We start from the raw sequence: 15,073 nt of genomic DNA, 5'->3' as shown, positions 1-15,073 counted from the left end.
TGCCCTCCAGGATGGTCGGCAGGTCACGAATGGAAACGCGTTCCGCCAGCAGCGCCTGCAACAGCCGCTGCACCGTGCCGATGCTGGCCTGCGCCGGAACGAGGTCCGCCACCAGGCGCTTGTGTTCCGGTGGCATCTCATCCAGCAGTTTCTGCGTCTCCGCGAAGGACAGCATCTCGGGCATGTTCTCGCGGGTGACTTCCGTGAGGTGCGTGGCCAGCACACCGGCCGCGTCCACCACGGTGCAGCCGAGCGCCAGCGCTTCCTCGCGCCGGAATTCCTCGATCCAGGCGGCGGGCAGGCCGAAGGTGGGCTCCTGCACACGCTCCCCCGGCAGGGCGGGCGGGTTGCCGGAGGGGTCGATGGCCAGGTGCAGCGGCGGCTTCAGCACGCCGCGCCCGGCCTCGATCTCCTTCACCCGGATCACATAGGTATCTGCCGGCAATTGCAGATTGTCCTGGATGCGGACGCTGGGCAGCACGAAGCCCAGTTCCTGCGCCGTGGTCTTGCGCAGCGTGCGGATCTGCTCGGACAGGCGCGGCGCATCGCCGGCGGCCAGGCTCAGCAGGCCGTAGCCGAGTTCAAGACGCAACAGATCCATCTTCAACGCATCGCTGGCTGGCGGCTCACCCGGAGGTGGTGGCGGCGCCTCGGCCACGACGCGGCGGGCGCGCTCGGCCATGTCCTGCAGATAGGCGCCATAGAAGGCCGCGCCGGACAGGGCGATGAAGGGGATCAGCGGCATGCCGGGCAGCAGCCCCATCACCACCGCGGCCCCGCCCGCCAGCCGCAGCGGCTTGGCGCCGCCAAGCTGCAGCACCAGTGCCTGGTCCGCGCGGCCCTGGACGCCGCCCTTGGTCACGACGATGCCGGCGGCGAGCGAGACCAGCAGCGCCGGAATCTGGCCCACAAGCCCATCGCCCACCGTCAGCATCGAATAGGTGGTGACCGCCTCGCCGAAGGGCAGGCCCTGGCGCATGGTGCCGATGGCGATGCCGGCCAGCAGGTTGATCAGCGTGGTCACGAGGCCGGCGATGGCATCGCCGCGAACGAATTTCGCCGCGCCATCCATGGCGCCGTAGAAGGCGCTTTCCTCCTCCAGCTCGCGCCGCCGCAGCCGCGCCTGGTCTTCCGTCAGCAGGCCTGCGGACAGATCCGCATCGATCGCCATCTGCTTGCCCGGCATCGCATCCAGGCTGAACCGTGCGGCAACCTCCGCGATGCGGCCGGAGCCTTTGGAGACGACGACGAAATTCACCAGCAGCAGGATGGCAAAGACGATGATGCCGACAAGCACATCGCCACCCATCAGAAATCCGCCAAAGGCCGAGATCACGTGTCCCGCCGCGTTCGGCCCCTCATGCCCATTGGTCAGGATGGCGCGGGTGGTGGCGACGTTCAGCGCCAGCCGCAGCAGCGTGGTCAGCAGCAGCACGGTGGGGAAGCTGGTGAAGTCCAGCGGCCGCCGCATGAACAGTGACACCATCAGCACCAGCACCGATGCGGTGATGGACACGGCCAGACCGGCATCCATCATCCAGGCCGGCAGCGGCACCACCAGCACCGCCACCAGCAGGACCACGCCGAGGCCGAGCGCCACGTCACCCGTGGGCCGGGCGCGAATCAGCCAGGCCGGAATCACCAGGCTTCCCATCCGATCAGACGGCGATCTGCAAGGGGGATGGCGGCTGGCCCGGCGCCGGTGTCACGGCGATGCCGGCGGTGCGGTATTCACCCAGTTTGTTCCGCAGCGTGCGGATCGAGATGCCGAGAATCTCCGCCGCGCGCGTGCGATTACCGAGGCAATGCGACAGCGTCTCCAGGATCAGCTCCCGCTCCACCTCCTCCACCTTGCGGCCGACCAGGGCGGCGACCTGGCCCGTTGGGGTGGCGGGCGGCGCGGCGGCGGGTGTGGCAGCGGCATGATGCGTCGCGGGCTGCGACAGCTCGATCGCCTCCGGCCCGATCTCATGGCCCTCCGCCAGCAGCACGGCGCGGTGGATTGCGTTTTCCAGTTCGCGCACATTGCCGGGCCAGGGATGCGCCATCAGCCGGTGCCGTGCCAGCGGCGCCAATGGGCGCTCCGGCAGGCCGTTCACCTGCGCGTAGCGGATGGCGAAATGCTCGGCCAGCGGCAGGATGTCCGAAGGCCGGTCGCGCAGCGGCGGAATCCGCAGGGCCACCACGTTGAGGCGGAAATACAGATCCTCCCGGAACCGCCCGGCTGCGACTTCGCTCAGCAGGTCCCGATGCGTCGCCGCGATGATCCGCACATCCACCTTGCAGGGCGCGCCGCCACCCAGCCGGTCGACCTCACGTTCCTGCAGCACGCGGAGGATCTTGGCCTGCAGCCGTGGGTCCATCTCACCGATCTCGTCCAGCAGCAGCGTGCCGCCTTCGGCCTGTTCGAACTTGCCCTTGCGCGCGGCCACGGCGCCGCTGAAGGCGCCCTTTTCATGGCCGAACAATTCGGATTCCAACAGCGTTTCCGGCAGCGCCGCGCAGTTGAGCGCGACGAAGGGGCCGCGCGCGCGCTTCGACAGCGCATGGAGGTGGCGCGCCATCACTTCCTTGCCGGTGCCGCTTTCGCCAGTGAGCAGCACGGAAGCCTCGGCGCGCGCCACCTGCGCGACGCGCGCCAACAGCGTCGCCATCGCCGGGTCGCGCGCCAGTGGCGCATCGTTGCGCGGTGCCGCGCCGGCCGCTTCCAGCATGGCGATGATGAGGTCCGCATCCGGCGGCAGCGGCAGGAAGTCCCGCGCCCCGCCCTCGATCGCGCGCACCGCCGCATCCGCATCCTCGGCGCGGCCGCAGGCGACGACGGGGCAGGCGATGCGCTCGGCGGACAGCGCCTGCACCAGCCACACCACATCATGCCGCAGATCGACCAGCGCGAGATCGGCACCCTCCAGCCGCAGCCGTTCCAGCCCGGCGCCGACGCCCTCCGCATGGCCCAGCTTCGCGCCGCGCGCGATGGCGACACGGGCGGCCGCGCCGAGTTCGCCTTCGAGCGAGCCGATGATCAGCAGGCGTGCCATGGCCTCAGCCGCCCCGGTCCGATTTGACGATTTCGGTCATCGTCACGCCGAGGCGATTGTCATCCACCATCACCACCTCGCCACGCGCCACCAGGCGGTTATTGACGTAGATGTCCACCGCCTCGCCCAGCTTGCGGTCCAGCTCCACCACCGCGCCGCGGCCGAGTTTCAGAAGCTGCGAGACCTGCATGGTGGCGCGGCCGAGCACGGCGCTGACCTGCACCGGGATGTCGTACACCGCATCGAGGTCGCGTGGACCGCTGCTGCCGGTGCCCTGCTGCGCCTCCGTCACCGGGACCGCCTCGAAGCCATCCTGCCCGCTCATGGCGTGTTCTCCCTGTTCGTCTCAAGCCCCGCATTGCGCAGCACTTCCGCGAGCGCCTGGCGACGCACCGCCAGCGAGATCACCAGCGCGCCGTCGCGCCAGGCAAGCCGTGCATCGCCCGCCGCGATTGCGGGATCACCGCACACCTCCGGCCCGCCAGGCGGCATCCGCGCCGCGGTCGCGGCCGCCAGATCGGGTGCGACATGCAGCACCGCCTCCGGCCGGTCGGCGATGGCGGGCAGCAGCGGCACGATCAGCCGTGGCACCAGATCCGCCCCCAGTCTTTCGGCGGCACCGGGCAGGCCGAAATCCACCGCTTCCATCACCAGTTCGGCCAGCGCCTGGGCCGATTCCGTGGCGACCGCGCGGCCGGCTTCGGCGGCTTCCCCCATCAGCGCGGCCATGCGTTCCAGGGTGCGCTGGATCGCCGCCTCCTGCGCCCGGGCCTGCTCGGCACGGCCTTCCTTCAGCCCCGCCGCATATCCCGCCGCGTGGCCCTCGGCGAAGCCGGCCGCGCGGGAATCGGCCAGCAGCACGGCCGGGTCCGGCGGTGGCGGCGGCGGCGGCGGCGGCGGCGCGCCGAGGTCGGGCAGTTGCAGCGCATGCCTCATGCCAGCATCTCATCGTCGCGCCCATCGGCGATCTGGATCTGGCCCTGCGCCGCCAGGTCCTTGGCGATGGCGACGATCTGCGCCTGGGCGTCATCCACCTCGCGCAGCTTGACGGGACCCATCCCCGCCAGATCGTCCTTCAGCAGCTTCGAAGCGCGTTCGGACAGGTTGCGGAAGAAGATGTCGCGCAGCGTTTCCGACGCGCCCTTCAGGCCCAGGGTCAGCTTGTCCTTCGGCACGGCGCGCAGCAGCGCCTGGATGCCCTGCTGGTCCAGCCTTTGCAGGTCGTCGAAGGTGAACATCAGTGCGCGGATCTTCTCCGCGCTTTCGCGGGAGCGTTCCTCGAGCGCCGACAGGATGCGGCCTTCCGCGGCGCGGTCCAGGTTGTTGAAGATCTCGGCCATGACTTCGTGGGCGTCCCGGCGGGATCCGCGGGCGAGGTTGGACATGAACTCCATCCGCAGCGTGCGCTCCACGCCTTCCAGCGCTTCCTTCTGCACCGTCTCCATCCGCAGCATCCGCATCACCACTTCCATGGCGAAGCCTTCGGGCAGCAGGGACAGCACGCGCGCCGCATGGTCCGGCCGCACCTTGGACAGCACCACGGAGACGGTCTGCGGGTATTCGTTCTTCAGGTAGTTCGCCAGCACCGCCTCATTCACATTGCCCAGCTTGTCCCACATGGTGCGGCCGGCGGGGCCGCGGATTTCCTCCATGATCTGGGCGACGCGCTCCTTCGGCAGCGTCTTCAGCAGCATCCGCTCCGTGCTCTCATAGGAGCCGACGAGGTGGCCGGCCTGGCCGATCTGGCCGGCGAAATCCGCCACCACCGCCTCCACCGTGGCGGCGCTGACGGAGCCGAGTGCGGCCATGGCCAGCGACAGGTCGCGGATCTCATCCTCATGCAGCCGGGTGAAGATCTTCGCCGCATGATCCTCGCCGAGGGCGAGCATCAGCGTGGCGGCCTTTTGCGGGCCGGTCAGGGTGTTCGTCACAGCGCGTCCGCCGGGGCCAGCCAGCGCCGGATCACGGTCACCGCGGCGTCGGGGTTGTTGTCCACCATCTCCGCCAGCGCCGCGAGGGCGGAGGCGCGCATCTGGCCCTCGACACGGGACAGTTTCACCATGGCATCCTCCTCCTCGGCCGTCGCCTCGCCTTGCTGGATCTGCGGCGTGCCATCCGGCCCGGCCACCTGGGCGGCGCCGGTAATGGTGCCGTTCGCCTGGGCCTGCGCCGCCTCCGCCGCGCTGGTGAAGGTCACCGTGGTGCCGTCCGGCCCGATGCCCACCAGCACCGGCTGCGGCGTCATGGCGAGCAGCAGGCGATTGGTCACCGGCTTCCCGATCAGCAGGATCGCGGCCAGCGCCACCAGCGCCAGGATGCTGCTCTCGATCAGCCGCCCGATCAGCGAGGGCGGGATGCTCTGGCCGAGGATGAAGAAGCCCTCCGATCCCGCATCCGCCATCGGCGGCTCGGCGAAGCGCAGGCTGACCACCTCCACCTTGTCGCCGCGTTCCTCGTTGAAACCCACGGCCGACCGCGCGAGCGACATGATGCGCCCAATCTCATCCGCATTGCGTTCGCGGAAGCGCGGTGGCGCGCCATCCGGCTGCGGTTCCCAGATGCCATCGACCAGCACGGCCAGCGACAGGCGCTTCAGCGCCGGCTGTTCGCGCACCACATTGCGCGTGGTGCGGCCGATTTCGAAATTGGTCGTTTCCTCCTGCCGCTGCTGCTCCGTCCGGCTGCCGGCGGCGGCGGCCTCGGCGCCCGGAAGCTGGTTGGCGACGGTGACGTTGCCGGCCTCCCCGCTGCGGTTGCTCTCGGTGGCGGACTGGGTGCTGCGGGGCACCTGGTTTTCCGGATCGAAGCGTTCTTCCGTGGTCTGCACACGGTCGAAATCCATCTCGACCGAGGCTTCGGCGCGCACCCGGCCCGGGCCCAGCGTGCGTTCCAGCAATTCCTCCACCGCGCGGGCCAGGCGGAGTTCCGCGGCGCGGCGCAGTTCCTCCGCCGTCTGCGCGGCGGCGGGGCCGGACAGCGCCTGGCCGCCGCGGGCCATCAGCTCGCCGCGGCTGTCGACGATGGAGACCTGCTGCGGGCGCAGGCCGGGCACGGCGGCAGCCACCAGGTGCAGCACCGCCTGCACGCCTTCGCGGTCCAGCCGCTGCGAGCCCTGCATGGTCAGCACCACGCTGGCCTGCGCCTCGCCGCGTTCGCGGGAGAAGGGTTCGCGCCGCGGCAGCACCAGGTGCACGCGCGCCTGGCGGACGCCGGACAGGCTGCGGATGGTGCGGGAGAGTTCACCCTCCAGCGCGCGCAGCCGGTTCACATCCTGCTGGAAGGGCGTGGTGGTCAGGCTTTCGCCGCGGTCGAAGATTTCGTAGCCGACGGACCCGCCGCTCGGCAGTCCGTCCCGCGCCAGCAGCAGCCGCACGCGCGGCACATCCGCCTCCGGCACCATGATCTGCGCACCGCCGGCGGCCAGGCGATGCGGGATGCGGGCGCGTTCCAGCGCGGCCACCATCTGCCCGGCGTCGCGCGGGTCCAGGTCGCCATACAGCAGGGCCATGGGCGGGTCGGAGGCGCGCATCGCCAGCATCGCCACCAGCCCGAGCACCGCAAGGCCGACGCCGGCCAATGCTGCCAGCCGCAGTGGCCCGAGCGCGCGGAGCTGCGCGATCAGCGCCCCCATGCGCTGCCTCCGCACGTCCCAACCGCGCCCCTTGCGCCATGCCCCGCCGATCGCATCCTGCCATCCCCAGGCCGGATCATGCCGGCTCGGCAGGTTCTGCCGGGTGCGGGGTAACGGCGCGGTTAATGCCAGGAAGAATTGTCGCGCGGGAGCCCGGCCGCGGTGGCCCTAACCCAGCTTGCGGTCGTAGGTGATCCACATGGTCCGGGTCGCCAGCCGGTCATACACGCCGCGGCCGCGGTAATTGTCATCCGCGGTGATCCAGCGCAGCACCCCCCAGCCGCGCTGCCGGCCGATCTCGGACAGCGCCTCGATCAGCGCATCGGCGATGCGCCGGCCGCGATGCGCGGGGTCCACGAAAAGGTCGTCCAGGAAGCCGCCGGTGCCGGCGGCCAGCGGCCGGGCGAAGGGGCGGTAATGCGCCAGGCCGATCGCCGTGCCATCCGCATCCTCCGCCACCAGGGCGTTGACCTCATGCGCCGGGTCCATGATCCAGCCCCAGACGCGCGCGCGCATTTCCGCCGTCTGTTCCACCTTGTAGAAGGCCGCGTAGCCGGCATAGAGCCGGTCCCAATCCGCGCGGTGGCGGGCGGCGAGGGGGGTGATGGTGAAGCCGCTCATCCCTGGGTCTCCAGCTTGATGATCCCCGCCGCGGCGAGGCCGACACAGATTGCACCGACATGCATGGACTGGCCGATCAGGCCGCGCGACAGGCCCTCCAGCGCCTCCGCCACGGAGAGGTGCTCGATGCTGATCAGCTCCGTCGGCTCCGGCGTCGCGGTGGCGACCGGGCGGAGTCCGGTGGCCAGCACGACATGCAGGCGGTTGGTCTGCAGCGCCGGGTTGGCGTGGCCGGCATACAGATAGCGCCATTCCCCGCCGCCATAGCCGGTTTCCTCCTGCAATTCGCGCTGCGCGGCGGCGACCGGGTCGCGATCCGCGCGGTCGATGACCCCGCCGGGCAACTCCAGGGACCAGCTCTGCGCGCCATGCCGCCACTGGCGGACCAGCACCAGGCGCTGATCCTCCGTCAGCGCCACCACGACGCACCAATCGGGGTAGTCCAGCACATACCAGGGCGCGATCTCGACACCCTGCTGCGTGCGCAGCCGGTCGGCGCGCAGGCGAATCCAGCGATCCTCGAGCAGGATCTCGGAGTGGGTGGTGGTCCAGGGGGGTGGTTCGGTGTCCATGCCGCCACCCTGGCGCGGCCGGGCAGCGTCCCGCAAGCCGTGCGGGCGCGCAACAGCCGCGCGTAACCGGGGGGCGGCCCCGGGCGAAGTGCTGGGGTCTGCAACCACAAAGGCTTGCGCTCATGCGTCGCCGTACCCTGCTTGCCCTGGCGCCCCTTACCCTGGCGCCCCTTACCCTGGCGCCCGTTGCCCTGACACCCGTTGCCCTGACACCGGCGCTGATGATCGGCGCCGCCCGCGCCAGTGACCTGCCGCGTTCCGTCAACCACAAGGCCGGCGTGGCGCTGGATGGCTGGGACCCCGTAGCCTGGTTCACCGAGGGCCGGCCGCGCCGGGGCAGCACCGCCTTCCGTGCCGAACATGCCGGGGTCGCCTGGCACTTCGCCTCCGCCGCCCATCTGGTGCGGTTCCAGGCCGATCCGGCCGCCCATATGCCGCGCTATGGCGGGTTCTGTGCCTTCGGCGTGGCACGCGGCTACAAGGTGGATATCGATCCCGAGGCATGGCACATCCGCGACGGCGTGCTGTACCTGAACTACGACCGAGGGGTGCAAAGGCAGTGGCAGCGGGACATCCCGGGCAATATCGCGCGCGCCGAGGCCAATTGGCCGCGGCTTGCGGAGCGCTGACGTGTCCTGCGCGGCGCTGCTGCAGGCGGGGCCGCTGCCGGCGTCGCGGCCCCACATGACCGAAAGCGCGCGCCCCGCAGATCCGCGCCTGGTGCAGGAAATGCGCTGGGGCGGGCTGCTGGCCGCCGCCCAGGGCGGTGACGCCCGCGCCTATGATACGCTGCTGCGGGAGGTGACGCCACGGCTGCGCCTGCTGGCCCGCGCCCGCATCCGCGATGCGGCGGAGGTGGAGGATGCGGTGCAGGATGCGCTGATGACCATCCACGCGCTGCGCCACACCTACGACCCCGAACGTCCCTTCGGCCCCTGGATGACCACCATCGCCACCCGCCGCGCGATCGACCGGCTGCGCCGCCGTGGCCGCGGCGCCGGCCGTGAATCCAACCTGGACGATCTGCCGGAATCCGCTGCCTCCGTGCCGGCGGTGGCGGAGGAACGCATCGCCGCGCGCGATCTGCGCGAGGCGGTCGCGGAGCTGCCGGAAAGCCAGCGCACCGCGCTGCGCCTGGCGAAGCTGGAGGATCTGTCGCTTGCCGAGGCGTCGGCCCGCTCCGGCCTCAGCATCGGCGCGCTGAAGGTGGCGACGCATCGTGCCATGCGGTCGCTGCGCCGCCGCTTCGGCGTGGCCGGAAAAGGAGAAGACCTTGCAGACCGATGAGCTGATCCGCCGCCTGTCGCAGGATGTGGCCCCGGTGCGCCGGGTGACGCCGCCGATGCGGGCGGCGCTGGGTTGGCTGGCCCTGGCGGCGGCGGTGATTGCGGCCGGCGTGCTGATCTCCGGCTTGCGGCATGATCTGGAACACCGGCTGATGCTGATGCATGAGCAGGTGAACCTGCTGGCGGCGCTGGCCACCGGCGCGGCGGCGGCGGTGGCCGCCTTCCATCTGGCGCTGCCCGATCGTTCCGACCGCTGGGCGCTGCTGCCCTTGCCCTTCGCGATTTTCTGGATCTCCGGCCTCGGCTGGGGCTGCATCGCGGAATTCATCGAGCGCGGCTGGCCGGCGCTGGGCATCAGCTTCGCCTGCATGCGCTTCATCATCGGCTTCGGCGTGCCGCTGACGCTCGGCATGCTGTGGATGACCCGCCATGCCGCGCGCATCCGCCCCGGCCCCGTGACCTGGCTGGCCGGGTTGGCGGCGGCGGCGGTGGCCTCGGTCGGGCTGTCGCTGGTGCATCACCTGGAGGCCGCGGCGATGGTGCTGATCTGGCATGGCGGATCGGTGCTGGTGGTGATGGCGCTGTCGCGGCTGTGGGGCGCGCGCGCGCTACGTGCCATGGCCGCCTGACCCGAAAGGGGCTTGCCGGGCTGGCGGCTTGTGCGGAGAGTGGCGCGACGCCCACGCAAGAGGGGCAACGACCAAGGGAGTTCGCCATGCATCGCCGACCACTCCTCGCTGGCCTGTTCGCAGGCCTCGCCGCCCCTGCGACACTGCGCGCGCAGAGTGCGGGCTGGGCGCCGAACCGCCCGTTGCGGCTGATCATTCCCTACCCGCCGGGTGGCGGCACGGATACGCTCGCCAGGCCCTGGGCGGAGCAGATGCGCACCCGGCTCGGCCAGCCCGTGGTGATCGACAATCGCGGCGGCGCGGCGACCAATATCGGCATGGAGCTGGCCAGCCGTGCCACGCCGGATGGCCACACGCTGGTGATCAACGCCGACAACATCGCCTACTTCCCGATGCTGTACCGCAACCTGCCCTACGACCTGTTTCGTGATTTCAAACCGATCGCCTATCTGGCGGAGACGCCGCTGGTGGTGGCGATCAACCCGAATGTGCCGGCGCGCAACCTGCGTGAATTCGTCGCGCTGGCGAAGGAAAGCCCGGAGAAATTCGCCTTCGCCAATCCCTCGCTCGGCTCGCCGCACCATCTGGGGTTCGAGCTGCTGGCGCGCGAGGCCGGCATCCGCATGATCCAGGCGGAATATCGCGGCGGCGGCCCGGCGATGAACGATGTGCTGGCGGGGCATGTGCACCTCGGCGTATTCAGCCTCGGCTCCGTGACGCAGCATTTCGCCGCCGGCACGCTGCGCCCGCTCGCCGTGCTGTCGACGCGGCGCTCGGCGGCGGCGCCCGATGTGCCGACCACGGCGGAGGAGGGGCTGCCCCGCGTGGTAAATGCGCTGCGCTTCCTGCTGCTGGCACCGGCGGCGACGCCGCCGGAGGCGATCGCGGCGCTGCATGCCGCGACGCTGGCAAGCCTGGAGGACCCGGCGCTGCGCACGCAGCTGACCCGCGCGGGCTTCGAGATCACGCCGACATCACCGGAGGAAGCGGCCACGATGCTGCGCGCGGAACATGACCGCTGGGCACCGATCCTGCCCTCGCTGAACCTCAACCTCGGATGAGCCGGATGAGCAGGCTGGACATTCCGGGCGATGCCCGCCGCGTGGTGCAGGCGGTGCGCGCCGGTGGCGTTGCGATCATCCCGATGGATGTCGGCTATGCCGGCATCGGCGGCTGCCACGATGCGCTGATGCGCTTCTTCCGCGCCAAGGGGCGGGGCGCGCATAAGCGCAACGCCATGCTCGGCAACCTCGACCTGCATGACGAGCTGCACCTGCTGGACGCGCGCGGGCGGGACATGGTGCGCTGCCTGGTGGCGGACCACGATCTGCCGGTGGCGGTGGTGGCCGGCTTCAAGGACCAGCACCCGCTGCTGCGGGCGCTGGGCGAGGAAGCGCTGGCCGCCAGCACCGATGGCGGCACGCTGGCGATGCTGCTGAACGCCGGCAATTTCCTGCGGGAGGTGACGCGCGAAGCCACCGCGCAGGGCCAGCCGCTTTTCGGATCCTCCGCCAACCTCACCGGTACCGGCACGCGCTTCCGCGCCACGGATGTCCAGCCGGAGATCCAGGCGGTCGCGGATGTGGTGGTGGATTACGGCCTGCAGAAATTCCACCGCTACCGCCGGTCCTCCACCATGATCGACTTCCGGACCATGGAGGTGGTGCGGATCGGGTCCTGCTACGAGGTGATCGCGGAGGCGCTCGAGCGCCATTTCGGCGTGGCCCTGCCGCCCGACCCGGGGCTGGAGGCGCTGCCTTCGGGCCATTTGCGGGAGGCGCAGCGCAGCTACGGGTGAACCACCCCGGCGGAAATCCGGCACCCGCGCGGCCGTGATGCGGCAAACGCGGCCGCGGGCTGCTATGGCCGCCGCTCGCTGCTGAGACCGAATAGATGACCCTTGCCCAGACCAGCCTTCTCGCCATCCTGGCGGCCACCATCATCCTGTTCATCTGGGGCCGCTGGCGGCACGACGTGGTGGCGGTGGCGGCCCTTCTGGCGGCGGTCGCGGCGGGGCTGGTGGCACCGGATGCGGCCTTTTCCGGGCTGGGGCATCCGGCCGTCGTCACCGTCGCCTGCATCCTGATCCTCAGCGCGGCGCTGCAGGCCAGCGGCGCGGTGGATTGGCTTTCCAGCGTCGCGGTGCCGCGCAAGGCCGGGCCGACGGTGACCATCGCGGCGCTGGCGGGCCTCGCCGCACTGCTCTCAGCCTTCATGAACAATGTCGGCGCGCTGGCGCTGCTGATGCCGGTGGCGATTCCCGTTGCCGCGCGGCTCGGCCTGCCGCCGGGCCGGATCCTGATGCCGCTGGCCTTCGGCTCGATCCTCGGCGGCATGACGACGCTGATCGGCACGCCACCCAACCTCATCGTCTCCGGCTTCCGCGCGCAGGCCGGCGGTTCGGGCAGCTTCGCGATGTTCGACTTCGCTCCGGTCGGCGTGGCGGTGGCGCTTGCCGGCCTGGCTTTCCTGGCGCTCGCCTGGCGGCTGGTGCCGGCGCGCAAGGTCAGCGGTGCCGAGGGCTTCGCCAGCGGCGCCTACCTGACCGAGGCGCGCGTGCCGGAAGGCGCCAAGGCCGCCGGCATGTCGCTGCGCGCGATCGAGGAAGCGCTGCAGGCCAGCGAGGCGCAGGTTATCGGCCTGTTGCGCAACGAACGCCGGATCGCCGCACCGCACCTGTCGCGGGAGGTGAAGGCCGGCGACATCCTGGTGATCGAGGCGGAGCCGGAGGCGCTGACCGCCGCGCTGGCCGATCTCGGCCTGAAACTGGAGGAGGAGGTGCGACCGGGCGAGGGCGCCGCGGTGGACGCAAAGCCCGAGCCGGACAGCCCCGCCGCGGCGCTGCAATCGCCCGAAGTGGTGCTGGCGGAATATGTGGTGCGGCCACGGGCCGAGATTGCCGGGCTTTCCGCCCGCAGCATCCGCCTGCGCCACCAATTCGGCGTCAACCTGCTCGCCATCTCCCGCCGTGGCGTGCGGGAGACCGCGCGGCTCAACAGCATGGCGCTGCGTGAAGGCGACATGCTGCTGCTGCAGGGCTCGCCCGAGACGATGACGGAGTTTGCCCAGCAATTTGGCCTGGTGCCACTGGCCCAACGCTCGTTGCGCCTGCCGGATGCGCGGCGCGCCGCGCTGGTCGGTGGCGCGATGCTGGCCGCCATTGCCGGCGCCGCCTTCGGCCTGGTGCCGGCCGCCATCGCCTTCGCCGCCGGCGTGCTGGCGGTGGTGGTGCTCGGCCAGGTGCCGGTGCGGCGGCTTTATGATGCGGTGGACTGGCCGGTGGTTGTGCTGCTGGCCGCACTGCTGCCGGTGGCGGAGGCGATGGCCACGACCGGCGCCGCGGATCTGGTGGCCAATGCGATGCTGGCGCCGGTGGCGTCCTACGGGCCGGTGGCGGCGCTGGCACTGGTGCTGGTGGTGACGATGACGCTGTCGGATTTCATGAACAATGCCGGCACCGCCGCGGTGATGTGCCCGGTGGCCATCGGCACCGCCAGCCAGCTCGGCGTCGCGGCCGACCCCTTCCTGATGGCGGTGGCGATCGGCGCATCCTGCGCCTTCCTGACGCCGATCGGGCACCAGAACAACACGCTGATCCTGGGGCCCGGCGGCTTCCGCTTCAGCGACTATTGGCGCCTCGGCCTGCCGCTGGAGATTCTGGTGGTGGCCGTGGCCGTGCCGGCGCTGCTGCTGTTCTGGCCGCTGTAGCCTGCCGCTACGGCGCGGTGCGGATGGTGGTGGCGAAGGTGTACTGGTCGCCGCGCGGCACGATGCTCAGCCCGCGCCGCAGCCCGTAGGAGGCGCGCAGCGAGAAGACCGGGATGATTGCATTGTCCTCGATGGCGATGCGCGCCGCATCCCCCATGGCCCGTTCCCGCGCCACATCGTCGAAGATCGCATCAACCCGGTCCAGCGCCGCATCCAGCGCCGCGTTGGAATAGCGGCCGCGGTTCAGCGACCCGGCGCCGGTGTCGCGGTTCCGCGTGCGCAGAATGGTGGTCATGCTCTCGCTCGCCACCCCGGTGGAGGAGGCGAAGATCGCCATGAAGGCGGTGAATTCCGGGTCCTGCGTGGCGCTGCCATTGGCGCGGCGGAAGAACACCGCCGAGGGCAGCGGTTCCACGATGGTGCGGATGCCGATGGCGGTGAACATCTGCCCCACCGCCTGGCAGGTACGGGAATCGCCCGGGAAGCGGTCATTGGTGCAGTGGATGGTGAGGCCGAAGCCATTCGGGTAGCCGGCCTCCGCCAGCAGGCGGCGGGCCTGGGCCGGATCGTGCCGTGGCGGCGCCAGGCTTTCGTCGTGCCCGATGAAGCCGGGCCCGGCAAACTGCCCGATCGGGTCCGCAGCCCCTTCCATGCCGCGCTCGGCCAGCGCCACGCGGTTGATCGCGAGGTTCAGCGCCTGCCGCACGCGCGGATCGCGCACCGGGTTGCGGGCCAGGGGCTGGCCGTCCGGACCGGTGGCGAAGACCACCTGATCGCGGAAATGGTCCAGATACATGTACAGCGTGAACAGGCCGGGCGTGGTGACAAGCTGCGTGCGGTCGCTGGCGCGGACCTCGCCGAACAGCGAGGGTGGCACATTGTCGATCACGTCCACATCGCCGGCCAGCAGCGCCGCGACGCGGGCGCTGTCATTCGAGATGAAGCGGAAGCTCACCCGTTCCCAGGGCTCCGCTGCCTGCCAATGGCTCGCGGCACGCTCGATCACCACGTCGCGGCCGGGCGTGTAGCGCACCCAGCGATAGGGCCCGGTGCCGATGGCGGCGCGGCCGCCGTTGAACTCGGCCTCCCCCGCCTCTGCCGCGGCACGCGCGGAGACGATGGCGATCACCGCCATCTGCGCCGGCAACAGGGGCGTGGGAGAGGTGGTACGGATCAGGACGGTGCGCGGGTCCTTCGCCTCCACGCTCGCCACGCTGCGGGTCTGGGCGACGAAGGTGCGAAGCCCGGTGGCGGCGCGAGCCCGCTGGATCGAGAAGACCACATCCTCCGCCGTTACCGGCGTGCCGTCGTGAAACTTCAGGCCCTCTCGCAGCGTGAATTCCCAGGTGCTGGGGTCCACATTGCGCCAGGCGCTGGCGGCGCCCGGCTGAAGCCGCATGAAGGCGTCCTGCAACACCAGCGGTTCATAGACATGCAGCTGCACGTTGCGATTGGGCGTGTAGTTCTGGTGCGGGTCGCTGCCGGTGACGGCGGCCTTGAAGCCGACGCGCAATTCCTGTGCAGCCACAGGCGCCGATGCGAGCAGGCTTGACGCGAGCAGTAGGGGGCGGAGCAGGCGCATGGTGGC

At 70.8% G+C, this 15,073-nt stretch carries 15 protein-coding genes; 6 read left to right on the top strand and 9 right to left on the bottom strand.

What is annotated here, in order from left to right:
- The 8 genes from Q8S40_RS18775 to Q8S40_RS18740 form a co-directional block, all read right to left on the bottom strand.
- A partial coding sequence (locus tag Q8S40_RS18775; protein ID WP_305671612.1) for a flagellar biosynthesis protein FlhA occupies positions 1-1,654 on the bottom strand: 1,654 nt, incomplete at its 3' end.
- A gap of 4 nt (positions 1,655-1,658) precedes the next feature.
- The gene (locus Q8S40_RS18770) at positions 1,659-3,038 is read right to left on the bottom strand and encodes a sigma-54 dependent transcriptional regulator (RefSeq protein ID WP_305671611.1); all 1,380 of its coding nucleotides are present in this window, start codon (positions 3,036-3,038) and stop codon (positions 1,659-1,661) included.
- Between the two features lie 4 nt (positions 3,039-3,042).
- Positions 3,043-3,363: a flagellar motor switch protein FliN gene (gene fliN / locus Q8S40_RS18765; RefSeq protein WP_304811610.1), complete on the bottom strand. Its 321-nt coding sequence runs from the start codon at positions 3,361-3,363 to the stop codon at positions 3,043-3,045.
- Positions 3,360-3,974, bottom strand: a complete 615-nt coding sequence (locus Q8S40_RS18760) for a hypothetical protein (RefSeq protein ID WP_305671610.1) — start codon at positions 3,972-3,974, stop codon at positions 3,360-3,362. Before Q8S40_RS18760 ends, fliN begins: the two co-directional genes overlap by 4 nt.
- The gene (gene fliG / locus Q8S40_RS18755) at positions 3,971-4,969 is read right to left on the bottom strand and encodes a flagellar motor switch protein FliG (protein WP_305671609.1); all 999 of its coding nucleotides are present in this window, start codon (positions 4,967-4,969) and stop codon (positions 3,971-3,973) included. The genes Q8S40_RS18760 and fliG overlap by 4 nt, the downstream gene beginning before the upstream one ends.
- Positions 4,966-6,669: a flagellar basal-body MS-ring/collar protein FliF gene (gene fliF / locus Q8S40_RS18750; RefSeq protein ID WP_305671608.1), complete on the bottom strand. Its 1,704-nt coding sequence runs from the start codon at positions 6,667-6,669 to the stop codon at positions 4,966-4,968. The genes fliG and fliF overlap by 4 nt, the downstream gene beginning before the upstream one ends.
- 168 nt (positions 6,670-6,837) lie before the next feature.
- Positions 6,838-7,290: a GNAT family N-acetyltransferase gene (locus Q8S40_RS18745; protein WP_304811598.1), complete on the bottom strand. Its 453-nt coding sequence runs from the start codon at positions 7,288-7,290 to the stop codon at positions 6,838-6,840.
- On the bottom strand, positions 7,287-7,862 hold the full coding sequence (locus tag Q8S40_RS18740; protein WP_304811596.1) for an NUDIX hydrolase: 576 nt from the start codon (positions 7,860-7,862) through the stop codon (positions 7,287-7,289). Before Q8S40_RS18740 ends, Q8S40_RS18745 begins: the two co-directional genes overlap by 4 nt.
- A gap of 122 nt (positions 7,863-7,984) precedes the next feature.
- Between Q8S40_RS18740 and Q8S40_RS18735 the strand changes: the two genes are divergently transcribed.
- The 6 genes from Q8S40_RS18735 to Q8S40_RS18710 all read left to right on the top strand — a co-directional run bounded on the left by Q8S40_RS18735 (position 7,985) and on the right by Q8S40_RS18710 (position 13,485).
- Entirely contained in the window at positions 7,985-8,491 is a 507-nt protein-coding gene (locus Q8S40_RS18735) for a YHS domain-containing (seleno)protein (protein ID WP_305671607.1), read from the top strand.
- A 55-nt stretch (positions 8,492-8,546) separates the two neighbouring features.
- Positions 8,547-9,149 (top strand): RNA polymerase sigma factor, encoded by a 603-nt coding sequence (locus Q8S40_RS18730; RefSeq protein WP_305671606.1) that lies wholly within the window; start codon positions 8,547-8,549, stop codon positions 9,147-9,149.
- A complete protein-coding gene (locus Q8S40_RS18725) occupies positions 9,136-9,777 on the top strand; it encodes an NrsF family protein (RefSeq protein WP_304811591.1) in 642 nt (213 codons plus the stop codon). Before Q8S40_RS18730 ends, Q8S40_RS18725 begins: the two co-directional genes overlap by 14 nt.
- A gap of 86 nt (positions 9,778-9,863) precedes the next feature.
- Positions 9,864-10,838 carry a tripartite tricarboxylate transporter substrate binding protein gene (locus Q8S40_RS18720; protein WP_304811589.1) on the top strand — a complete coding sequence of 325 codons (975 nt, stop codon included), beginning with the start codon at positions 9,864-9,866 and terminating at the stop codon, positions 10,836-10,838.
- A 5-nt stretch (positions 10,839-10,843) separates the two neighbouring features.
- Positions 10,844-11,575: a Sua5/YciO/YrdC/YwlC family protein gene (locus tag Q8S40_RS18715; RefSeq protein ID WP_305671605.1), complete on the top strand. Its 732-nt coding sequence runs from the start codon at positions 10,844-10,846 to the stop codon at positions 11,573-11,575.
- 95 nt (positions 11,576-11,670) lie between these two features.
- Complete coding sequence (locus Q8S40_RS18710; RefSeq protein ID WP_305671604.1) at positions 11,671-13,485, top strand: SLC13 family permease; 1,815 nt, start codon at positions 11,671-11,673, stop codon at positions 13,483-13,485.
- 7 nt (positions 13,486-13,492) lie between these two features.
- On the opposite strand, the gene Q8S40_RS18705 is transcribed toward Q8S40_RS18710, so the two are convergent.
- Complete coding sequence (locus tag Q8S40_RS18705) at positions 13,493-15,067, bottom strand: ABC transporter substrate-binding protein (RefSeq protein ID WP_305671603.1); 1,575 nt, start codon at positions 15,065-15,067, stop codon at positions 13,493-13,495.
- Positions 15,068-15,073: the final 6 nt, after the last annotated feature.

The sequence above is a fragment of the Falsiroseomonas sp. genome (assembly GCF_030695085.1).
Classification (GTDB): domain Bacteria; phylum Pseudomonadota; class Alphaproteobacteria; order Acetobacterales; family Acetobacteraceae; genus Falsiroseomonas.
The sequence above is the reverse complement of the archived record's forward strand: the minus strand, read 5'-3'. Positions and strand labels throughout refer to the sequence as shown.